Below are 19,391 nucleotides of genomic sequence, written 5' to 3'. Positions count from 1 at the left end.
GCTACCCGCCGTGACGCGCGCCGCAGACCGGGCAATCCGGCTGCCGCGCGATCTTCATCGTGTTCCATTCCATGCGCAGCGAGTCGAGCATCATGAGCCGGCCCGCGAGCGTCTCCCCGAAACCGCCGATCACGCGCAACGCCTCGGCTGCCTGCATCGCGCCGATGATGCCGACCGTCGGCGAGAACACGCCCATCGTCGAGCACGCGACTTCCTCGAACGCCTGATCCGGCGGGAAAACGCAGGCATAACAGGGCGATGCGGGCGAGCGGAAATCGAAGGTGCTGATCTGCCCGTCGAAGCGCAGCGCCGCGCCCGAGACGAGCGGCACGCCATGCGCGACGCACGCCGCGTTGATCGCGTGGCGCGTCGCGAAGTTGTCGCTGCAATCGAGCACGACGCTCGCGCCGGGCACGTTCGCATCGAGCCAGCCGGCGTCGGCGCAGGCGTTGATCGCGTCGATTCGTACGTCCGGGTTCAGCGCGTTCAGCGTCTGCCGCGCGGATTCGACCTTTGCTTGGCCCACCGAGCGCGTCGCGTGCACGATCTGCCGCTGCAAGTTCGTGAGATCGACGGTATCGGCGTCGACGAGCGTCAGCCTTCCGACACCCGCAGCCGCGAGATACATTGCGGCGGGCGCGCCCAGGCCGCCCGCACCGACGATGATCGCCCGCGCATCGAGAAAACGCTGCTGCGCTTCGATGCCGATTTCATCGACGAGAATGTGGCGGGAATAGCGGAGGAGTTGGTCGTCGTTCATCGAGCGAGCGCGTTTGATGCGCCGATATTGCTGCGAAGGGAACGCCGAAAAAGACGGCGCGCTTGAACGTGACATTCTAAGCGCGCGGGGAGGGGAAGCGGCTTCGCGGCGCGATGCCGCGAAGCCTTGCTGCATGCTTACTTCGACTGCTGCGCGGTCGGCGACGAAGCCGGCGCGGTGCCCGAAGCCGGCGACGAGCCCGGCGCGGCGGGCGCTGCCGGCTGTGCAACGACCGGCGCGGACGCCGAACGCGGCGGCTTGTTCTGCGCGAGCTTGCGCTCGGCGAACGACTTCGATTCGACGACCTGCTTGCCTTCGAGCTTGTTCAGCGCCTGCTGGAGCATGAAGTCGTCGGTGCTGCCGAATTCGACCGGCTTGCGTTCGCGATCCTTGCGGCGCTGCTCCGGCGTCTTCTTGTCGTTCTGCTCTTCGAGCAGGCGCAGTTGCTCCAGACGATCCTGCTCGCGCTGGTCCTGCTCCTTCTTCTCGTTCGGGTCCTGCGTGTTCGCGAGGTGATTGGAGTAGTCGACTTCGCGCGTCACGAGCGCGTCGTCGGGATCGCCGTCCGCGTACTGGTCCACCGGCACGTCCGGGCGCACGCCCTGGTTCTGGATCGACTTGCCGCTCGGCGTGTAGTAGTACGCCGTGGTCAGGCGCAGCGCGGTGTCGGCGGTCATCGGGCGAACGGTCTGCACCGAGCCCTTGCCGAACGTCGTCTTGCCGACGATCAGCGCGCGATGATGATCCTGCAGCGCACCCGCGACGATCTCCGAAGCCGACGCCGAATAGGCGTTCGTCAGCACGACCATCGGCACCTTCTTGAAGATTTCCGGCACCGTCTTCAACGGGTCCTGATCGAAGGAGGGCAGACGATAGTTGTCGTAAGTATCCCGGAACGTCTGCTTGGCGTCCGCGATTTGCCCGTTCGTCGACACGACGATGGCGTTATCCGGCAGGAACGCGCCCGCGACGCCGACCGCGCTCTGCAGCAGGCCGCCGCCGTTATTGCGCAGGTCGAGCACGAGGCCCTTCAGGTTCGGCTGCTGGCGCGCGAGGTCTTGCAGCCTCGCCGCCAGATCCGGCACCGTGCGTTCCTGGAAACTCGTGATGCGGATATACCCGTAGCCCGGCTCCGGCACCTTCATCTTCACCGACTGCACGCGAATGACGGCGCGCGTGACGGTCAGCGGGAACGTGCGGTCGTCGCTCTTGCGGAAAATGGTCAGCGTGACCTTGGTGCCCGGCTCGCCGCGCATCTGCTTGACGGCCTTGTCGAGCGTCATGCCGCGCACCGGCTTGTCGTTGATGCGCGTGATGAGGTCGCCCGGACGAATGCCCGCGCGGAATGCAGGCGTGTCTTCGATCGGCGAAATGACCTTGATCAGCCCGTCTTCGGACGAAATTTCGATACCCAGGCCCGCGAAGCGGCCCTTCGTCTGCTCCTGGAGCTCTTCGTAATCGGTCTTGTCGAGGTAGGACGAGTGCGGGTCGAGGCTCGACACCATGCCCTTGATGGCGGCGGTGAGGAGCTTCTTGTCATCGACGGGTTCGACGTACTCGTGCTTGATTTGCCCGAACACTTCGGCGAAGAGCCGCAATTGATCGAGCGGCAGCGGTGACGATGCGGCTTGCTGAGCGGACGCGGAGATCTGCAAGGTGGCGAGCGCGCCGGCGGCAACGCCTACGGCGATCAGGCCGAAATTTTTCAGGTTCTTTCGCATAGAGAGTGCGTTCGGAATCGAATGAGCAGCATCGTGGGTGACGGGCCAGTATACCCGCTCCCCTCCAAAGACGACTTAAACGCAACTTAAATGCCCAGGGTACAGCCGGGCGACAGCAATGCGCCACGGGCGCTTCCGACGAAGCGCCCGTGGATGGACAAATCTTGCGAAGCCGAAAGCGTCAGCCCGCCTTGCCCTGCTTGGCGACCGCGGCCTGCGCGGCGGCGATGGCGTCGGCATCGCCGAGATAGTAGTGCTTGATCGGCTTCAGGTTTTCGTCGAGTTCATAGACGAGCGGCACGCCGTTCGGAATGTTCAGCCCGACGATGTCCGCGTCCGAAATCTCGTCCAGATACTTCACGAGCGCGCGCATGGAATTGCCGTGCGCGGCGATCAGCACCTGCTTGCCTGCCTTGATGGCCGGCGCGATGGACTCGTTCCACACCGGCAGCACGCGCGCCACCGTGTCTTTCAGGCATTCGGTGAGCGGCAACTGCTCGCGCGGAACCTTCGCGTAGCGCGGATCGTTGAAGGGCGCGCGTTCGTCGGAAGGATCGAGCGGGGGCGGCGGCGTGTCGTAGCTGCGGCGCCAGACGAGAACCTGCTCGTCGCCATACTTCTTCGCCGTTTCCGCCTTGTTCAGTCCGGCGAGCGCGCCGTAGTGGCGCTCGTTCAGGCGCCACGAATGGACGACCGGGATATACATCAGGTCCATTTCGTCCTGAACGTGCCACAGCGTGCGGATCGCGCGCTTGAGCACCGACGTGTACGCAATGTCGAACGCGAAGCCGGCTTCCCGCAGCAGCACGCCGGCCTGACGCGCTTCGCGGTTGCCCTGCTCGGTCAGGTCGACATCGACCCAGCCGGTGAACCGGTTTTCCTTGTTCCACGTCGATTCGCCGTGGCGGATGAGCACTAGCTTGTACATGTTTGATAGGTCGGTCAGTTGAGAAAGCGCTTGCGCCGATTCGCACTCCGTCATCCTGCCATCGCGCGTGGAGTGCCGCCATCGGCCGGATGGCCTGGGCCATCGCGGGAAACGGTTATTTTATAATGACGGGATTGCCCTCATTTTCCTTTCTCCCTTCTCCACTATCTTTCGGCGGCCCTAGACGTGAAGTTTTTCACTGATTACACGAATATCGCACTTATCGTCATTGCGCTCATCTCCGGCGCGCTGCTCCTGTGGCCCGCCATCACGCGTCGCGGACGCGGCGGAATTTCCGCGGCCGAAGCCACGACGCTGATCAACCGCCGCAACGCCGTCGTCATCGATATCCGCCCTCCCGCGGAATTCGCGAAAGGCCATCTGCCGTCGGCCCGCAATATCGACGCGGCGGAGCTCCAAGCAAAGATCGGCCAGATCGCGAAGAATAAGAGCAATCCGGTCGTGCTGGTTTGTCAGACCGGACAGCAATCGCAGCGCGCCAGCCGCACGGTGTCGGAAGCGGGCTACGCTGAGGTCCATGTCTTGCAAGGCGGGGTAGATGCCTGGCAAAAGGCAGGTATGCCGGTCGTAAAACAAGGAGCCGTCAAGTGAAGAAAGTCATCATGTACAGCACCCAAGTGTGCCCGTATTGCCAGATGGCCGAACGTCTTTTAAAGTCCCGCGGGGTCGAAAGCATCGAGAAAGTGCTGATCGATCGTGAACCGGGCCGCCGCGAGGAAATGATGCAGCGCACCGGACGCCGCACCGTGCCGCAGGTTTATATTGGCGACACGCATGTCGGCGGCTATGACGATCTTTCGGCGCTCGACCGCAAGGGCGGTCTCGTGCCGCTGCTCGAGTCGGCCTGACACACCACACGCTGCCCGGTCACGCCGGGCAACCGATTTACCTAGGGAATTACTATGTCCGACGAGAACAACCAGCCGTTTTTCAACATCCAGCGCATTTACCTGAAGGACATGTCGCTCGAGCAGCCGAACTCGCCCGCCATCTTCCTCGAACAGGAAATGCCGTCGGTTGACGTCGAAGTCGACGTGAAGGCCGACCGCCTCGCGGAAAGCGTCTTCGAAGTGCTGGTGACGGGCACGGTCACGGCGAAGGTCGCCGACAAGGTGGCCTTCCTGATCGAAGCGAAGCAGGCCGGTATCTTCGATATCCGTAACATTCCTGCCGAGCAGGTCGACCCGCTCGTCGGCATCGCATGCCCGACCATCCTGTTCCCGTACTTGCGCTCGAACATCGCCGACGCGATCACCCGCGCCGGTTTCCCGCCGATCCACCTCGCGGAAATCAACTTCCAGGCGCTGTACGAGCAACGTCTCGCGCAACTCGCGAGCGCGCAGGAAGGCGCGGCGAACGGCGCGACGCACTGAGCGTCATCGCCTTGTCCTGACTCTGCCGACCGGAGCCGAGCATGAAAGTAGCCGTTCTCGGCGCCGGTGCATGGGGCACCGCACTGGCGGGCCACCTTGCGGCACGGCACGACACGATGCTGTGGGCGCGCGATCGCGCGCTCATCGATTCTCTTTCCCAAAATCACGAAAACACGCGCTATCTCGCGGGCGTGCGCTTGCCTGAGTCGCTCGCGTTCGAAGCGGACTTCGGCATTGCGCTGAAACACGCCGCCGCGCCGGATGCGCTGTGCGTCGTTGCGACGCCGGTTGCCGGCTTGCGCGCGCTGTGCCGCGCGATGCGTCAGGCGAACGTCGTTCCGGCGCATATCGTCTGGCTCTGCAAGGGCTTCGAAGCGGACACGCAATGTCTGCCGAACGAAGTCGTCGCCGCGGAGCTTCCCGGCCACGCGAGCAACGGCACGCTGTCGGGGCCGAGCTTCGCGCGCGAAGTGGGGCAAGGCTTGCCGGTCGCGCTGACCGTGGCGAGTCCGTCGGCGGATTTGTGCGCACGCACGGTCGCCGCGTTCCATCATGGCGCAATGCGCATCTACACTGGCGACGACGTGACCGGCGTCGAAGTGGGCGGCGCGGTGAAGAACGTGCTCGCGATCGCGACCGGCATCTCCGATGGCCTCGGCCTCGGCCTCAACGCCCGCGCGGCGCTCATCACGCGCGGGCTCGCGGAGATGTCGCGCCTGGGCGTGGCGCTGGGCGGCCGCGCCGAGACGTTCACCGGACTCACGGGCCTCGGCGATCTGATCCTGACCGCCACCGGCGACCTGTCGCGCAACCGCACGGTCGGCATGCAACTCGCGAGCGGCCGCACGCTCGACGAGATTCTCGCCGCGCTCGGTCATGTGGCGGAGGGCGTGCGCTGCGCGCGTGCGGTGTTGTCGCTGGCGCAGTCGCGTGGCATCGAGATGCCGATCACGCACGCGGTATGCCGCGTGCTCTTCGATAACGTCGCGCCGCGCGACGCTGTCCAGGCCCTGCTGAACCGCGACGCGAAGCCCGAATAGCGCCACGTTTTCCCGGAGCGCGTCATGGTTCAACTGCAAGCCGTAGTCGCGGATATCACCACGCTCGAAGTCGACGCCATCGTCAATGCGGCGAACAAGTCGCTGCTGGGCGGCGGCGGTGTCGATGGCGCGATTCATCGCAGAGCCGGGCACGGCCTGCTGCGCGAGTGCGAAACCCTAGGCGGCTGCGAAACCGGCGACGCGAAGATCACCGGCGGATACGACCTGCCGGCCCGGCACGTCATTCACGCGGTCGGGCCGCGGTGGAACGGCGGCAAGCGCAACGAGGCTGAACTGCTCGCGCGTTGTTATCGACGCTCGCTCGAACTCGCGAACGAAGCGCACTGCAAGTCGATCGCGTTTCCGGCGATCAGTTGCGGCATCTATCGCTTTCCGGTGGAGCAGGCGGTGCGGATCGCGGTATCGACGGTCATCGACACGCTGCCGCACACGCCCTCGGTCGAGCGCGTCGTCTTCGCCTGTTTTCAGGACGCCATGCTCGCACTCTATCTCGCCGAACTGGCGGCTCATGCGCCGCCTTCGAAGCCCGCCTGACGCCAGGCTTCGAACGTCACGATCGCCACCGTGTTGGACAGATTCAGGCTCCGGTTGCCCGGACGCATCGGCAGACGCACGCGCTGCTGATTCGGAAAGCGGTCGAGCAATTCGGGCGCGAGGCCGCGCGTTTCCGCGCCGAACACGAACCAGTCGCCCGGCTTGAACGCGTGGTCGAAGAAGGGCGTCGAGCCGCGTGTCGTGAACGCGAACATGCGCGCCGTATCGGGCGATTCCTTCGCGATAAACGCATCCCAGTTCGCGTGCACATTCATTTCGGCGTACTCGTGGTAGTCGAGTCCGGCGCGGCGCAGCTTCGCGTCGTCGAGCGGAAAGCCGAGCGGTTCGATCAGATGCAGCCGCGCGCCCGTGTTGGCGCAGAGACGGATGACGTTGCCGGTGTTCGGCGGGATTTCGGGCTCGACGAGTACGACGTTGAACATGGATTGCAGGATTCCGGCTGAGTTGATCAATCTTTCGGCGTGCGCAGCGCGACGAAGTTGGTGACGCGGCGCGCGCCCGCGAGCTTGAGCGTGCGGGCGAGGGCGTCGAGCGTGGCGCCGGACGTCATCACATCGTCGACGACGCCGACATGCTTGCCGCGCACATCGCTTCGGACGACGAACGCGCGCGCGACATTGCGCCTGCGCGTATCGACATCCAGCTTCGATTGGGCCGCAGTATGAATGACGCGGACGATGAGCGCGGCATCGGCGCGAACGGCGAGGCGTCGCGCCAGCGGGCGGGCGATCGCCCACGCCTGGTTGTAGCCGCGCGAGACGAGCCGCTTGCGCGACAACGGCACCGGCGCGATGACATCGGGCGGCGGCAGGCCGCTGTCTTCGAACATCGCGTGCAGATGACGCGCGAACTCCGCACCCGCAGCAAGACGTGCGCGAAACTTCAGTTCGACGGCGAGCGTGTCGAGCGGCGCGCGGTAGTCGGCGAGCGCGAGGGTGTCGTTGAACGCGGGCGGATCATCGAGACACGCGGCGCAGTGCAGCCGCACGTCTTCGCGATCCCGCCTGACATATGACGGCGCGAGCGGCATCGCACAGGTCGCGCACCGGATGCGTGGCTCGTTCCAGTTTTGCTCGTCGCATCCGGCACACAGAAGTTGCTGCGACACATTGCCGCATAACGCGCACTGACTCGGCAGCGCGATGTCGAGCGCCTTGCGCGCGATCGTCGTCAGCGCGCGTGCACGCGCTGCAGCGAGCGCGGAAAACGGCGGTAAATGGCTGACGAGTTTCATGGTGGCGTGCGCGTCGGAAGCCGTGCGACGGGGCCGAAGCCGCTATCGCATGGGCCTATTTCGAGACGACCGAGTATACTTCGCACTCTTCGCGAACTGATCGTCATGTCCCCCACGTCCCCCAAAACTAGCCGACCGGCCTATGATCCGCGCCGTTTGCGCGCGATTTTCGACCGTCGCGCCGCCGCGTTCGACGAAGTCGCGTTCCTGCCGCGTGAGATCGCGGATCGCATGCGCGAGCGTCTGGAGTACATCAAGGTTACGCCGATGCGCGTCCTCGATGCGGCCTGCGGCGCCGGTTCGGATCTGGGGCGTCTGAGGGAGCGGTTTCCCGAGGCGTCGGTGCTCGGCGTCGATATCTCTTCCGCGATGCTCGCGCGCGCCCGCGCCGCTGAAGCGGCGGAAGCGGAGAACGGCGCAGGCTGGCGACGTTTCTTGCCATCGACGCTCGCCCGGGCCTTCGGCGCGCGTGGCCCGCAACTGGCGCAGGCCGATTTCTCCGCGCTGCCGTTCGCGGGCGGCGCATTCGAACTGCTGTGGTCGAACCTCGCGCTGCACTGGCATTCGCGCCCGGACGCCGTGTTGCCCGAATGGCAGCGTGTGCTGAAAGTCAACGGCCTGCTGATGTTCAGCACCTTCGGTCCCGATACCTTGCGTGAGCTCGCCGCCGCGTATCGCGAAGCGGAGCGCACGCTGGGCCTCGCGCCGATGCCGCACACGATCGATTTCGTCGACATGCACGATCTCGGCGACATGCTCGTCGAAAGCGGCTTCGAGATTCCGGTCATGGATCAGGAAGTGCTGACGATCACCTATGGTTCGCCCGAGTCGCTGCTCGCGGATGTGACGCGCTGGGGCGCCTATCCGTTCGAGCGCGCGGACGCCGAACAGTCTGTTAGCGCTGCCGGTGCAGCCTTGCGTGGCGCGGTTCACCGGGCGCTCGAGGCGCTGCGCCGCGACGACGGCACGATTCCGCTGACCTTCGAGGTCATCTATGGTCACGCGTGGAAAGCGGTGCCGCGAACGACGGCGGACGGACATGGCATCGTTCGGCTGGAAGATATAGGGCGGGGGCCGAAACGCGGCCGCTAGGGAGCGGTCGGGCGCCCGGTGAACGGCCTGGCGATCGGCGTAAATAGGGCGCTTGTTATGTCAAGGATCAGCGTGCAAAAGACATGTGAAAAACTGCGTCAATTGGGCGCAGAGGCTTGTGCCGCTTGGCTTTGCGACGCTACGACCCTTGCTTGTGGATGCCACCCAACCCGCCTATAATGCGTCAGTTTGTCGCCCGGACTGACACAAATTTGGGCGAAATCCGAGCAAATGTATGGCATTGCGTGCGGATGGATGGAGGCGGCGATGCAGGCGAGTCAAACGCTGACGGAGTCCGAGCCGGTCGTGAAAGACTGGCTGATGAAACGCAACTGCTCGGTGTCGCCGCGTCAGTTCGTGTGCTTCTATTTGTCGCTTGCGCTGTTTTCGCTGGCAATCGCGACACCGCTTTTTCTGAATGGCGCCTGGCTGGTGCTGCCGTTCACCGGAGTCGAGTTGATGGTCGTGGCCGTCGCGTTCGTGATTTACGCGCGGCACGCCGTCGATTACGAAAGAATCCGGCTGTATCGAAACCGGTTGTTGATCGAGCAGATGAACGCCGAAGTACTGACGCAGTTCGAGTTCAACCCGCGCTGGGTGCGGGTCGAAGCGGGTGCGACGCCGAGAGAGCCGCTTACGATCGTGTCGCGCGGTCAGTCGGTGAAGATCGGACTGCACCTTGCACAGCATCGTCGCAGGCAGTTTGCTGCCGAGTTGCAGGCGTCACTGAGACGCCTTGCCTGAAGAGGAACGGGCAACCAGGCGCGATGCCCACGGGGTCGAGGGTTTGAATGGAAATTTTGGGTAAGGATGCTATGAAAACAATCAAGCGAGCCCTCGCGGGCGTGCTGGCGGCAGGCGCACTGCTGAACGCCGGCGTGGCCCTGGCGGTCAACGACAGTCCTGGCGGTCCCGCTGTGAACGAAATCAACTTCCAGCAGCCTGTGACGAAGATCGCCGAGGAGCTCTACGGCCTCCATATCTTCATGCTCATCATCTGTACCGTCATTTTCCTCGGCGTGTTCGGGGTGATGTTCTATTCGGTCGTGAAGCATCGCAAGTCGAAGGGTTTCAAGCCGGCGCATTTCCACGAAAGCACCACGGTCGAAATCATTTGGACGATCGTGCCGTTCATCATCGTCATTTTGATGGCGCTGCCGGCTACCAAAGCCGTCGTCGCGATGAAGGACACGACCAACGCCGACCTCACAGTGAAGGTCACCGGCTATCAGTGGAAGTGGGGCTACGACTACGTGAAGGGGCCGGGCGAAGGCATCAGCTTCCTGTCGACGCTGTCCACGCCGCGCAGCCAGGTGAACGGCCAGGAGCCGATCTCCGATCTGTATCTGCAGGAAGTCGATAACCCGCTCGTCGTTCCGGTCGACAAGAAAATTCGCATCATCACCACCGCGAACGACGTCGTCCACTCGTGGTACGTGCCGGCGTTCGGCGTGAAGCAGGACGCGATTCCCGGCTTCGTGCGCGACACGTGGTTCAAGGCGGAGAAGGTGGGCGTGTATCGCGGCTTCTGTACGGAACTGTGCGGCAAGGAGCACGCGTACATGCCGGTCGTCGTCAACGTGCTGTCCGCCGACGACTACACGAAGTGGGTCGATGCGCAGAAGAAGAAAATGGCTTCTTCCACCGACGATCCCAACAAGACCTACACGATGGACGAGCTGAAGACGCGCGGCGCGCAGGTCTACGCTTCGAACTGCGCGGTCTGCCACCAGCCGACCGGCAAGGGCGCAGGCCAGTTCCCGGCCATCGACGGCAGCAAGATCGCGAACGGTCCGGTCGCCGAGCACGTGAACATCGTGCTGCACGGCAAGGGCGCCATGCCGCCGTGGCAAACCACGCTGAACGACGTCGAAATCGCATCGGTCGTGACCTACGAGCGCAACTCGTGGAGCAACCACGCAGGCGACATGCTGCAGCCGAAGCAAGTGGCCGACGCCCGCAACGGCAAGATGCCCGAAGGCGGCGGCACGACGGCAGCGGCAGCGGCATCCGCGCCTGAAGCCGCGAGCGCTGCGGCGCCGGCGGCTGCGGAGGCGAGCGCGCCGGCCGCATCCGGCGCCGAAGCGACGCCAGCGGCTCAGGCTGCAGGCTTGCCGGCCAGCGTCTACTTCGAAACGGGCAAGAGCACGCTGCCCGCTGACGCAAACAATGCAGTCCAGACCGCGGCAGCGTACGCGAAGGCCCATCCGGACGCGAAGATCGCGTTGTCGGGCTTCACGGATGCCACCGGCGGCGCGGACCTCAACGCCGATCTCGCAAAGAAGCGCGCGCAAGCCGTTCGCGATGCGCTGAAGGCGGCAGGCGTGGCAGAAGAACGTATCGTGTTGAAGAAGCCCGAGTCCGTCACGGGCGGCACGGATGCGAAGGAAGCACGCCGCGTGGAAATCAGTCCGGCTGCTTGACATGTCTCGCACGCGCTTCTCCTTCGCCCTGGGCAACGGAGAAGCGTCGAGAAGCCAAGTGCCACGAGTATTCGCTTTAGGAGATGATTGTCATGTCTAGCATCGGACACGATGTAGCCGCGGGTCACGACCACGCGCACGACGACCATGCGCACGAGGTGCCGCATGGTTGGCGCAGGTGGCTATGGGCCACCAACCACAAGGACATCGGTACGCTGTACCTGTTGTTCTCGTTCATCATGTTCCTCTCCGGAGGCGTGATGGCGCTCGGCATCCGTGCCGAACTGTTCGAGCCGGGCCTGCAGATCATGCGCCCCGAGTTCTTCAACCAGCTGACCACCATGCACGGCCTCATCATGGTGTTCGGCGCGATCATGCCGGCGTTCGTCGGTTTCGCGAACTGGATGGTGCCGCTGCAGATCGGCGCATCGGACATGGCGTTCGCGCGGATGAACAACTTCAGCTTCTGGCTGCTGCCGGTTGCCGCCGTGCTGCTGGTCGGCTCGTTCTTCGTGCCGGGCGGCGCGACCGCCGCGGGCTGGACGCTCTACGCGCCGCTGTCGACGCAGATGGGCCCCGGCATGGACTTCGCGATCTTCGCGGTGCACATCATGGGCGCGTCGTCGATCATGGGCGGCATCAACATCGTCGTGACGATCCTGAACATGCGCGCGCCGGGCATGACGCTGATGAAGATGCCGATGTTCGCGTGGACGTGGCTCATCACCGCGTATCTGCTGATTGCCGTCATGCCGGTTCTGGCGGGCGCAATCACGATGGTGCTGTTCGACCGTCACTTCGGCACGTCGTTCTTCAACGCGGCGGGCGGCGGCGATCCGGTCATGTACCAGCACATCTTCTGGTTCTTCGGTCACCCCGAGGTGTACATCATGATCTTGCCGGCGTTCGGGATCGTGTCGCAGGTGATCCCGGCGTTCTCGCGCAAGCCGCTGTTCGGCTATAGCTCGATGGTGTACGCAACCGCATCGATCGCGATTCTCTCGTTCATGGTGTGGGCGCACCACATGTTCGCCACCGGGATGCCGGTGACGGGCCAGCTCTTCTTCATGTACGCGACGATGCTGATCGCCGTGCCGACGGGCGTGAAGGTCTTCAACTGGGTCGCGACGATGTGGCGCGGTGCGCTGACCTTCGAAACCCCGATGCTCTTCGCGATCGGCTTCCTGTTCGTGTTTACGATGGGCGGCTTCACGGGCCTGATCCTGTCGATGGCGCCGCTCGATATCCAGATGCACGGCACCTACTACGTGGTCGCGCACTTCCACTACGTGCTGGTGGCGGGTTCGCTGTTCGCGCTGTTCTCGGGCTGGTACTACTGGTCGCCGAAGTGGACGGGCTGGATGTACAACGAGATGCGCGGGAAGATTCACTTCTGGGCGTCGATGATCACGTTCAACGTCACGTTCTTCCCGATGCACTTCCTGGGTCTCGCGGGCATGCCGCGACGCTACGCGGACTACCCGGCGCAGTTCACGGACTTCAACCAGATCGCGACGATCGGCGCGTTCGGTTTCGGTCTCGCACAGGTCTACTTCCTGTTCGCGGTTGCGCTGCCGACGTACCGCGGCGGCGGCGAGCACGAGAAGGCCGGCGACAAGCCGTGGGACGGCGCGCAAGGCCTCGAATGGACCGTGCCGAGCCCGGCGCCGTTCCATACGTTCGAGAACCCGCCGACGGTCGAGTAAGTAAGCCGTTTTATCGTGCTGCAAGGCTTCGAAGCGAAGCCTTGCAGCCAGTCAGTTCAGGAAAGCATGGCCCCGAATCCACAAAAAAGACGCACGCCCGAGGAAATCCGCGCGGGCAACAAGCGGCTCGGCCTCGTCATGGTGTTAATCGCCGCCGTCTTTTTTCTGGGTATCGTCGTCAGGCAATACCTGTTGTCGCGAGGATAACGTGTCCACTCAGCAGGATGATTCGCGCGTCGACCGCTCGTTCAACCGGTCGATGCTCTTCAAGCTCTTCGTCGTCGCTGCGATGATGTTCGGCTTCGGCTTTGCGCTGGTGCCGATGTATCGCGCGATCTGCCAGATCACCGGCATCAACAATCTCGTGCAGCGGGACGTCGGCGTGCGCGAGGCGAAGAACACGCAGGTCGATGCGAGCCGCACGGTTTCCATCGAGCTGGATGCGAACGCACGCGGCCCGCTGCAGTTCAAGCCGGAGCAGTCGAGCCTGGACATCCATCCGGGCGAAGTGATGACGGTGATGTATCAGGTGACCAACGAACAAAGCCGTACCGTGAAGGCGCAAGCCATTCCGAGTTATGCGCCGAAGCAGGCCACCGAGTATTTCAAGAAGATCGAATGCTTCTGCTTCACTCAGCAGACGCTCGCACCGAACGAGACGAAGCGCATGCCGGTGGTGTTCGTCGTCGATCCGAAGCTGCCGAAAGACGTGAAGACGATCACGTTGTCCTACACGTTCTTCGAACTGGACGCGCCGAAGTCGGTCGCGAAGGGAACGTGAGCGCCATGAGTTCCCCAACGCCGCGCAAGGGCGGGTTCGTGAAGCTGCTGAAGGCGGTGTTCTGGTCGTTCTTCGGCGTGCGGCGCCGGGCCGACCTGGAAAACGATGCGGCGCAGTTGAACCCGTTGCATCTGATCGCGGCCGGCGTGATCGGTGCGGTGCTGTTCATCGTGCTGTTGCTGGTGATCGTGCGGGCGGTGGTCGGGTAGTCGGACGAGCGCGCGGCGCGTGAGCGCGGCGATGCGGCATCAAAAAAAATTCAAGCAACTGGATCGAAGTGGAGAATCAACAATGAGCGGTCAAAACGAGAGCCCGTACTATTTCGTGCCGCATCCGTCACGGCATCCGATTCTGGCTGCGTGCGGCTTGCTGGTGATGCTGTCCTCGCTGGCGGCGTGGATCAACGGTCATTCGTTCGCGCCGTTCACGACGCTGATCGGCCTGCTGTTCCTGCTGTTCGTGCTGTGGCACTGGTTCGGCGACGCGATCTCCGAATCGGAAGGCGGCATGTACGGCAAGCGCGTGGACGTGTCGTATCGCTGGAGCATGAGCTGGTTCATCTTCTCCGAAGTGATGTTCTTCGGTGCGTTCTTCGGTGCGCTGTTCTATGCACGAGCCATCGCATTGCACGAACTCGGCAGCCTCGACTACAAGCTGATCTGGCCGGACTTCTCCGCCGTGTGGCCAAACAATGGCCCTGCCGCGCTGGTCCCGCACTTCCGCGCGATGGTGCCGTGGCCGCTGCCGACCATCAACACCGCGCTGCTGCTCACTTCCGGCGCGACGCTGACGGTGGCGCACCATGCGCTGCGCGAGGATCATCGCAGGAAGGCGATCGGCTGGCTCGCCGCGACGGTGCTGCTCGGCGTGATCTTCCTGTTCTGCCAGGGCTACGAATACTTCCACGCGTACAACGAACTGAACCTGACGCTGGCATCCGGCGTGTACGGCTCGACGTTCTTCCTGCTGACCGGCTTCCACGGCTTCCACGTGTTCCTGGGCGGCACGATGCTCGCGGTCGTGCTGGTGCGCATGATGCGCGGACACTTCACGGCAGAGCACCACTTCGCATTCGAAGGCGCCGCGTGGTACTGGCACTTTGTCGACGTCGTCTGGCTCGGGCTGTACGTCGTCGTGTACTGGCTGTAAGCGCGTTTCCAGCGGGCGGCTTCGTGCGCCCGCTAACCGCAGTCGAGCCGTGATTTCGCGCCGCCCTCAGGTTTCGGGGGCGGCGTTTTGCTTTGCGGCGCGGGAGGAAATGGAAACGGCACGCGCGAGCGATTCGCGCTCCGCGACAATCGGTCCTGTGTTGGAGAACCTTTGCGGCGGGTTATCGTCCGAGGGGAATGCCCGTCGATTGAATCCAGCCCATCCAGTGTGCGAAGAGGATGAACAGGAACAACGAAATGGACAGCCCGACGCGCATGGCGAGCGACCACACCATCCGCTTGGTCTTGCCGCGGTCGGTCATCATGAAATACAGCGCCGAACCGAGGCTGCCGAGGATGAGAATGAAAGCGATGGCGACGATAATGTGCATGAAACCAGCCGGCAATGTTGCTCAAGTTGCCCGGATAACGCATTGAGCAGTATGGAAACGAGTCATCTCATTATCTCACTCGACGCATCGCGCCGCGCGGCGCGCAACGCTTCACTGCGGTCGTGTCGCGCATGAAAATCCGTTTCTGGCCCACGGTCCTGATTCTTATCGTCGTGGCGGTGACCGTGCGTCTCGGCTTCTGGCAGCGCGATCGCGCGCTTCAGAAGGAGGCGCTCAACGCGCGTATCGTCGCGTTCGAGAACGCGCCGGCAGAGCGTGTGGGCGTCGATCCGATGCCGCTTAAGTCGGTCGAGTTCCATCGCGTGGAAGCGCGCGGCGAGTTCATGCCCGAGCGCGTCGTGTATCTGGACAATCGTCCGTATAACGACCAGCCCGGCTTTTATGTCGTGATGCCGCTTAAACTCGAGGGCGGCGGCTACGTGCTCGTCAATCGCGGATGGCTGCCGCGCAATCTGGCCGACCGCACTGGCATCGAACGCTATGAGACGCCGCAGGGCGTCGTCGATATTCAGGGCGTTGCGCGCGCCAATCCGTCTCAGGCGTTCGAACTGGGCAAGGGTGGATCGGCGGCGCATCAGCAGATCCGGCAGAACCTGAGCATTCCCGCGTTCGCCGCCGAGACGGGGTTTGCGCTGCAGCCGTTCGTGATCCAGCAAACGAACGACACGCACGACCGGCTCGTGCGCGACTGGCCCGCGCCGACGCTGGGCGTCGAACGCAACTACGGTTACATGCTTCAGTGGTGGGGCATGGCCGTCGCCGCCGTGGGCTTCGGCCTGTATGCCGCACGCCGCGCCGCGAAGAAGACCGACGCACCGCGCAATCCCCGCGACGACGACGAAGCCGCAAATCACGCCTGAATTCATTTCTATACGAACGATGCCTTCCCAACGCCCCACGACCGCCGCAGACAAGCCGCCCACGCGGCAACGCACGCCCTCCAAGGGCTCCTGGACCAACGGCCGCTGGATGCTCGTGCTGCTGGCGCTCGTTTGCGCGGCGCCGGTGATCGCGTCGTACCTGATGTACTACGTCTTCAAGCCGGCAGGCGGCACCTCGAGCTACGGCAAGCTCATCGATCCGCAGCGCCCGATTCCGTCGCAACTCGTCGTTACGGACGAGAAAGGGCAGACGCTTCCGTTCAAGTCGCTAGAAGGCAAGTGGCTGATGATCACCGTCAATGGCGGCGATTGCGACGAACAGTGCGTGAAGCGCCTCTACTACATGCGACAAGTGCGCGTGCTGCAATCGGCGGAGCGTGACCGCGTGGTCAACGTCTGGCTGCGCACGGACGACAAGCCCGTCGCCGACGTCATCAAGGCAGCGTATCCGCAACCGGACACGCGCATGCTGATCGCCGATCCACGCGCCGTCGGCGAGTGGCTGCCGGTCGCGGACGGCACGAAGCTGACGGATCACATCTTTCTCGTCGATCCGAACGGTAATTTGATGATGCGCTTCCCGAAGGACCCCGATCCGAAGAAGATCAACGCGGATGTGGCGAAGCTGTTGAAGTGGTCGCGTATCGGTTGAGGGTGGACTATGAGTTTCGTGTTGCAACTGGGACTGATCGGCTTGTGCATTGCGCTGTTGCCGCTGTCCTATGTCTGGGTGAAGGCCGATGACGACAAGTTCAAAAAGCTCGTCTGGCTCACCACTTTTCTGACGCTCGACCTGATCATGTTCGGCGGCTTCACGCGCCTGACCGATTCCGGCCTCGGCTGCCCGGACTGGCCGGGCTGTTACGGCACGTCGTCGCCGTTCATCGCGCACGCACAGATTTCCGCCGCGTATCAGGCCATGCCGACCGGACCCGTCAGCATGGTCAAGGCGTGGATCGAGATGTTGCATCGCTATTTCGCGATGGCGATCGGCGTGCTGATCATCGCTCAAGTGATCATCGCGTGGACCGCGCGCATCAAGCGCCGTCCGCTGCACGTGTCGCCGTGGTGGCCGACCGGCATCCTGCTGCTGATCTGCCTGCAAGGCGCATTCGGCGCGTGGACCGTCACGCTCAAGCTCCAGCCGGTGATCGTCACGACGCACCTGCTGCTCGGCCTCGCGCTTCTGGGCGTGCTCGGCTGGCTGGCGGCGCGCATGACGCCGGTTCCGTCGCTCGATTCGACCGCCGCGCGCTGGATGCCCGCCGCCGTGTTCGGACTCGCGCTGCTGGTCGTACAGATCGCGCTCGGCGGCTGGGTGAGCACGAACTATGCTGTGCTGGCCTGCACCGACTTTCCGCTCTGCAACGGGCAATGGATTCCGCCGATGAACTTCGAACACGGCTTTCACCTGTGGCGCGCGCTCGGCATGACCGGCGAAGGCGATGTCATCTCGCAGGATGCGCTCGTCGCGATTCACTGGACGCATCGCACGTTCGCGGTCGTCGTCGTGCTGTATTTGCTGTGGCTGGCTGCGAAGCTGCGCCGCTTCGAATCGCTGCGCAAGCCGGCGAACGGCGTGCTGGCGGTCATCGTCATTCAGTTTTTGACGGGCATGTCGAACATCGTGCTGCAATGGCCGCTGCCGGTCGCCGTCGCTCATAACGGCGGCGCGGCCGTCCTGTTGCTGCTGCTCGTCATGCTAAACTTTCGAATCTCTTCCAGCCGTCCCGGCCGCGCCGCGCTTCCCGCGCGCGACGTCGTTTCAGCGTGATGGCCCATGTCCATGGATAGCACCACACTCAATTCCCCCCTCGGCAGCCGCGTCTCGCAGTACATCGCGCTGACCAAGCCGCGCGTGACGCAACTGGCCGTCTTCTGCGCGGTCATCGGCATGTTCCTGTCGACGCCCGGCATGGTGCCGTGGACCAAACTCATCGGCGGCGCGGTCGGCATCTGGCTGCTCGCGGCTGGCGCATTCGCCATCAATTGCCTCGTCGAGCAGAAAGTCGATGCGAAGATGCGTCGCACCGCATGGCGTCCGTCGGCGCGCGGGCAGATCACCAGCACGCAGATTCTGATGTTCTCGGCGGTGCTCGGCGGCATCGGCATGTGGACGCTTTACAGGTTCACCAATCCGCTGACGATGTGGCTCACGGTCGCGACTTTCGTCGGCTACGCGGTCATCTATACGCTGCTGCTCAAGCCTTACACGCCGCAGAACATCGTGATCGGCGGCGCGTCCGGCGCGATGCCGCCGGCGCTCGGATGGGCCGCCGTCACGGGCGCGGTGCCCGGCGACGCCTGGATTCTCGTGCTGATCATCTTCGTGTGGACGCCGCCGCATTTCTGGGCGCTCGCGCTGTATCGCCGCAAGGACTACGAGAACGCCGGCCTGCCGATGCTTCCCGTAACTCACGGCGAAAAGTACACCCTGCTGAACATCTTTCTGTACACCATCGTGCTGTTCGCCGTCACGCTGATGCCTTTCGTCTCCGGCATGAGCGGCGTCGTCTATCTGGCGAGCGCGATCGTGCTGGGCGCGATCTTCCTCGGCTATGCGTGGAAGCTGTATCGCGCTTATTCGGACGCGCTCGCGCGCCGCGCTTTCCGTTATTCGATCGTCTATCTGTCGCTGCTCTTCGCCGCCCTGCTGATCGACCACTACGTTCGCACGGTGATCGGCGCATGATGGCCGCTGTTCGCCGCCTTCTCGCATTGTTCGCATGCGCGGCGCTGCTGTGCGCGTGCGACAAGGCGCCCGATTTCAAGAACCTCGATATCACCGGCAACAAGCAGTTCGGCAGCGACTTCTCATTGCCCGACACCGCCGGCAAGACGCGCACGCTCGCTGACTTCAAGGGTAAGGCGGTCGTGCTGTTCTTCGGCTACACGCATTGCCCCGATGTCTGCCCGACGACGCTCGCCGAGCTTTCCCAGGCGATGCAGCAACTCGGCGACAAATCGAAAGACGTGCAAGTGCTGATGGTCACGGTCGATCCCGCACGCGACACACCGGACCTGCTCGGGCAATACGTGTCGGCGTTCAACACGTCGTACATCGGCTTGCGCCCCGATGACGCGCAGCTTCAGAAAGTTGCCAAGGATTTTCGCGTGTACTACGGAAAGGCAGCGGGCAAGACGCCTGCCGATTACACGATGGATCACACCGCCGCGAGCTACGTGTTCGACAAGGACGGCAAGCTGCGTCTTTTCGCTCGCGATGGGCAGGGCGTGGAGCCCTGGGTGCACGATCTCAAGCTGCTGATCGACTGATCGGCCAGGCAGCAAGCG

24 protein-coding genes are annotated in these 19,391 nt (G+C 63.7%); 18 read left to right on the top strand and 6 right to left on the bottom strand.

What is annotated here, in order from left to right; genetic code table 11:
• Position 1: 1 nt before the first annotated feature.
• The 3 genes from BG57_RS07505 to gpmA form a co-directional block, all read right to left on the bottom strand.
• The gene (locus BG57_RS07505; protein ID WP_035961944.1) at positions 2-760 is read right to left on the bottom strand and encodes a HesA/MoeB/ThiF family protein; all 759 of its coding nucleotides are present in this window, start codon (positions 758-760) and stop codon (positions 2-4) included.
• Positions 761-897: 137 nt separating this feature from the next.
• Positions 898-2,481 (bottom strand): S41 family peptidase, encoded by a 1,584-nt coding sequence (locus tag BG57_RS07500; protein WP_035961847.1) that lies wholly within the window; start codon positions 2,479-2,481, stop codon positions 898-900.
• Between the two features lie 181 nt (positions 2,482-2,662).
• Positions 2,663-3,409 carry a 2,3-diphosphoglycerate-dependent phosphoglycerate mutase gene (gpmA, locus tag BG57_RS07495; protein WP_035961846.1) on the bottom strand — a complete coding sequence of 249 codons (747 nt, stop codon included), beginning with the start codon at positions 3,407-3,409 and terminating at the stop codon, positions 2,663-2,665.
• 186 nt (positions 3,410-3,595) lie between these two features.
• On the opposite strand from gpmA, the gene BG57_RS07490 reads away from it, so the two are divergent.
• The 5 genes from BG57_RS07490 to BG57_RS07470 are packed head-to-tail and all read left to right on the top strand — an operon-like array spanning position 3,596 to position 6,398.
• Positions 3,596-4,021: a rhodanese-like domain-containing protein gene (locus BG57_RS07490; RefSeq protein ID WP_035961845.1), complete on the top strand. Its 426-nt coding sequence runs from the start codon at positions 3,596-3,598 to the stop codon at positions 4,019-4,021.
• Positions 4,018-4,278: a glutaredoxin 3 gene (gene grxC / locus BG57_RS07485; protein WP_035961843.1), complete on the top strand. Its 261-nt coding sequence runs from the start codon at positions 4,018-4,020 to the stop codon at positions 4,276-4,278. Before BG57_RS07490 ends, grxC begins: the two co-directional genes overlap by 4 nt.
• 54 nt (positions 4,279-4,332) lie before the next feature.
• Positions 4,333-4,803, top strand: coding sequence for a protein-export chaperone SecB (gene secB, locus BG57_RS07480; protein WP_035961842.1), 471 nt, complete (start codon positions 4,333-4,335; stop codon positions 4,801-4,803).
• A gap of 41 nt (positions 4,804-4,844) precedes the next feature.
• Positions 4,845-5,843, top strand: coding sequence for an NAD(P)H-dependent glycerol-3-phosphate dehydrogenase (locus BG57_RS07475; protein ID WP_035961841.1), 999 nt, complete (start codon positions 4,845-4,847; stop codon positions 5,841-5,843).
• 24 nt (positions 5,844-5,867) lie between these two features.
• Positions 5,868-6,398, top strand: coding sequence for an O-acetyl-ADP-ribose deacetylase (locus BG57_RS07470; RefSeq protein WP_035961840.1), 531 nt, complete (start codon positions 5,868-5,870; stop codon positions 6,396-6,398).
• Here the strand turns inward: BG57_RS07470 and trmL are convergent.
• Together trmL and BG57_RS07460 are read right to left on the bottom strand one after the other, a co-directional pair.
• Positions 6,371-6,841 carry a tRNA (uridine(34)/cytosine(34)/5-carboxymethylaminomethyluridine(34)-2'-O)-methyltransferase TrmL gene (trmL, locus tag BG57_RS07465; protein ID WP_035961838.1) on the bottom strand — a complete coding sequence of 157 codons (471 nt, stop codon included), beginning with the start codon at positions 6,839-6,841 and terminating at the stop codon, positions 6,371-6,373. The two genes, BG57_RS07470 and trmL, sit on opposite strands and share 28 nt — an antisense overlap.
• A 26-nt stretch (positions 6,842-6,867) precedes the next feature.
• Positions 6,868-7,653, bottom strand: a complete 786-nt coding sequence (locus BG57_RS07460) for a ComF family protein (RefSeq protein WP_052005655.1) — start codon at positions 7,651-7,653, stop codon at positions 6,868-6,870.
• 105 nt (positions 7,654-7,758) lie between these two features.
• Here BG57_RS07460 and BG57_RS07455 point away from each other — a divergent pair, with 105 nt between their 5' ends.
• The 8 genes from BG57_RS07455 (at position 7,759) to BG57_RS07420 (ending at position 14,804) form a co-directional block, all read left to right on the top strand.
• Positions 7,759-8,745 carry a methyltransferase domain-containing protein gene (locus tag BG57_RS07455; protein ID WP_035961837.1) on the top strand — a complete coding sequence of 329 codons (987 nt, stop codon included), beginning with the start codon at positions 7,759-7,761 and terminating at the stop codon, positions 8,743-8,745.
• A gap of 267 nt (positions 8,746-9,012) precedes the next feature.
• Complete coding sequence (locus tag BG57_RS07450) at positions 9,013-9,489, top strand: DUF2244 domain-containing protein (protein ID WP_035961941.1); 477 nt, start codon at positions 9,013-9,015, stop codon at positions 9,487-9,489.
• A gap of 47 nt (positions 9,490-9,536) precedes the next feature.
• On the top strand, positions 9,537-11,168 hold the full coding sequence (gene coxB / locus BG57_RS07445) for a cytochrome c oxidase subunit II (protein WP_035961836.1): 1,632 nt from the start codon (positions 9,537-9,539) through the stop codon (positions 11,166-11,168).
• Positions 11,169-11,260: 92 nt separating this feature from the next.
• Entirely contained in the window at positions 11,261-12,874 is a 1,614-nt protein-coding gene (gene ctaD / locus BG57_RS07440) for a cytochrome c oxidase subunit I (RefSeq protein ID WP_035961940.1), read from the top strand.
• A 66-nt stretch (positions 12,875-12,940) separates the two neighbouring features.
• The gene (locus BG57_RS33315) at positions 12,941-13,081 is read left to right on the top strand and encodes a cytochrome oxidase small assembly protein (RefSeq protein WP_035961835.1); all 141 of its coding nucleotides are present in this window, start codon (positions 12,941-12,943) and stop codon (positions 13,079-13,081) included.
• A 1-nt stretch (position 13,082) separates the two neighbouring features.
• Entirely contained in the window at positions 13,083-13,655 is a 573-nt protein-coding gene (locus BG57_RS07430) for a cytochrome c oxidase assembly protein (RefSeq protein ID WP_035961834.1), read from the top strand.
• A gap of 5 nt (positions 13,656-13,660) precedes the next feature.
• The gene (locus BG57_RS07425) at positions 13,661-13,864 is read left to right on the top strand and encodes a DUF2970 domain-containing protein (protein ID WP_035961938.1); all 204 of its coding nucleotides are present in this window, start codon (positions 13,661-13,663) and stop codon (positions 13,862-13,864) included.
• Between the two features lie 82 nt (positions 13,865-13,946).
• Entirely contained in the window at positions 13,947-14,804 is an 858-nt protein-coding gene (locus tag BG57_RS07420) for a cytochrome c oxidase subunit 3 (RefSeq protein WP_035961832.1), read from the top strand.
• 181 nt (positions 14,805-14,985) lie between these two features.
• Here the strand turns inward: BG57_RS07420 and BG57_RS07415 are convergent, their stop codons facing one another.
• Positions 14,986-15,195, bottom strand: coding sequence for a twin transmembrane helix small protein (locus BG57_RS07415; protein ID WP_035961831.1), 210 nt, complete (start codon positions 15,193-15,195; stop codon positions 14,986-14,988).
• A 131-nt stretch (positions 15,196-15,326) separates the two neighbouring features.
• On the opposite strand from BG57_RS07415, the gene BG57_RS07410 reads away from it, so the two are divergent.
• Genes BG57_RS07410 through BG57_RS07390 form a run of 5 tightly spaced genes read left to right on the top strand, consistent with a single transcriptional unit; the run spans position 15,327 to position 19,373 of the window.
• Positions 15,327-16,076, top strand: coding sequence for an SURF1 family protein (locus tag BG57_RS07410; protein WP_035961830.1), 750 nt, complete (start codon positions 15,327-15,329; stop codon positions 16,074-16,076).
• A gap of 19 nt (positions 16,077-16,095) precedes the next feature.
• Complete coding sequence (locus BG57_RS07405) at positions 16,096-16,749, top strand: SCO family protein (protein ID WP_035961829.1); 654 nt, start codon at positions 16,096-16,098, stop codon at positions 16,747-16,749.
• A 9-nt stretch (positions 16,750-16,758) separates the two neighbouring features.
• Positions 16,759-17,871: a COX15/CtaA family protein gene (locus BG57_RS07400; RefSeq protein ID WP_035961827.1), complete on the top strand. Its 1,113-nt coding sequence runs from the start codon at positions 16,759-16,761 to the stop codon at positions 17,869-17,871.
• Positions 17,872-17,883: 12 nt separating this feature from the next.
• Positions 17,884-18,789, top strand: coding sequence for a heme o synthase (cyoE, locus tag BG57_RS07395; RefSeq protein ID WP_035961826.1), 906 nt, complete (start codon positions 17,884-17,886; stop codon positions 18,787-18,789).
• Positions 18,786-19,373, top strand: a complete 588-nt coding sequence (locus BG57_RS07390) for an SCO family protein (protein ID WP_035961824.1) — start codon at positions 18,786-18,788, stop codon at positions 19,371-19,373. Before cyoE ends, BG57_RS07390 begins: the two co-directional genes overlap by 4 nt.
• Positions 19,374-19,391: the final 18 nt, after the last annotated feature.

Origin of the sequence: Caballeronia grimmiae, from assembly GCF_000698555.1 — a bacterium.
Lineage (GTDB): Bacteria > Pseudomonadota > Gammaproteobacteria > Burkholderiales > Burkholderiaceae > Caballeronia > Caballeronia grimmiae.
Note: the sequence above shows the minus strand (reverse complement) of the source record. Positions and strands in the feature narration are given on the sequence as shown.

What these genes read in the sequence shown, in the direction of transcription:
- trmL (WP_035961838.1), bottom strand. Translation starts at nt 6,841, where the DNA reads ATGTTCAACGTCGTACTCGTCGAGCCCGAAATCCCGCCGAACACCGGC.
- BG57_RS07470 (WP_035961840.1), top strand. Translation starts at nt 5,868, where the DNA reads ATGGTTCAACTGCAAGCCGTAGTCGCGGATATCACCACGCTCGAAGTC.
- BG57_RS07460 (WP_052005655.1), bottom strand. Translation starts at nt 7,653, where the DNA reads ATGAAACTCGTCAGCCATTTACCGCCGTTTTCCGCGCTCGCTGCAGCG.
- coxB (WP_035961836.1), top strand. Translation starts at nt 9,537, where the DNA reads ATGGAAATTTTGGGTAAGGATGCTATGAAAACAATCAAGCGAGCCCTC.
- BG57_RS07400 (WP_035961827.1), top strand. Translation starts at nt 16,759, where the DNA reads ATGAGTTTCGTGTTGCAACTGGGACTGATCGGCTTGTGCATTGCGCTG.
- BG57_RS07410 (WP_035961830.1), top strand. Translation starts at nt 15,327, where the DNA reads ATGAAAATCCGTTTCTGGCCCACGGTCCTGATTCTTATCGTCGTGGCG.
- gpmA (WP_035961846.1), bottom strand. Translation starts at nt 3,409, where the DNA reads ATGTACAAGCTAGTGCTCATCCGCCACGGCGAATCGACGTGGAACAAG.
- BG57_RS07405 (WP_035961829.1), top strand. Translation starts at nt 16,096, where the DNA reads ATGCCTTCCCAACGCCCCACGACCGCCGCAGACAAGCCGCCCACGCGG.
- BG57_RS07500 (WP_035961847.1), bottom strand. Translation starts at nt 2,481, where the DNA reads ATGCGAAAGAACCTGAAAAATTTCGGCCTGATCGCCGTAGGCGTTGCC.
- BG57_RS07475 (WP_035961841.1), top strand. Translation starts at nt 4,845, where the DNA reads ATGAAAGTAGCCGTTCTCGGCGCCGGTGCATGGGGCACCGCACTGGCG.
- BG57_RS07505 (WP_035961944.1), bottom strand. Translation starts at nt 760, where the DNA reads ATGAACGACGACCAACTCCTCCGCTATTCCCGCCACATTCTCGTCGAT.
- BG57_RS07415 (WP_035961831.1), bottom strand. Translation starts at nt 15,195, where the DNA reads ATGCACATTATCGTCGCCATCGCTTTCATTCTCATCCTCGGCAGCCTC.
- ctaD (WP_035961940.1), top strand. Translation starts at nt 11,261, where the DNA reads ATGTCTAGCATCGGACACGATGTAGCCGCGGGTCACGACCACGCGCAC.
- BG57_RS07390 (WP_035961824.1), top strand. Translation starts at nt 18,786, where the DNA reads ATGATGGCCGCTGTTCGCCGCCTTCTCGCATTGTTCGCATGCGCGGCG.
- BG57_RS07425 (WP_035961938.1), top strand. Translation starts at nt 13,661, where the DNA reads ATGAGTTCCCCAACGCCGCGCAAGGGCGGGTTCGTGAAGCTGCTGAAG.
- BG57_RS33315 (WP_035961835.1), top strand. Translation starts at nt 12,941, where the DNA reads ATGGCCCCGAATCCACAAAAAAGACGCACGCCCGAGGAAATCCGCGCG.
- BG57_RS07420 (WP_035961832.1), top strand. Translation starts at nt 13,947, where the DNA reads ATGAGCGGTCAAAACGAGAGCCCGTACTATTTCGTGCCGCATCCGTCA.
- cyoE (WP_035961826.1), top strand. Translation starts at nt 17,884, where the DNA reads ATGGATAGCACCACACTCAATTCCCCCCTCGGCAGCCGCGTCTCGCAG.
- BG57_RS07455 (WP_035961837.1), top strand. Translation starts at nt 7,759, where the DNA reads ATGTCCCCCACGTCCCCCAAAACTAGCCGACCGGCCTATGATCCGCGC.
- BG57_RS07450 (WP_035961941.1), top strand. Translation starts at nt 9,013, where the DNA reads ATGCAGGCGAGTCAAACGCTGACGGAGTCCGAGCCGGTCGTGAAAGAC.
- secB (WP_035961842.1), top strand. Translation starts at nt 4,333, where the DNA reads ATGTCCGACGAGAACAACCAGCCGTTTTTCAACATCCAGCGCATTTAC.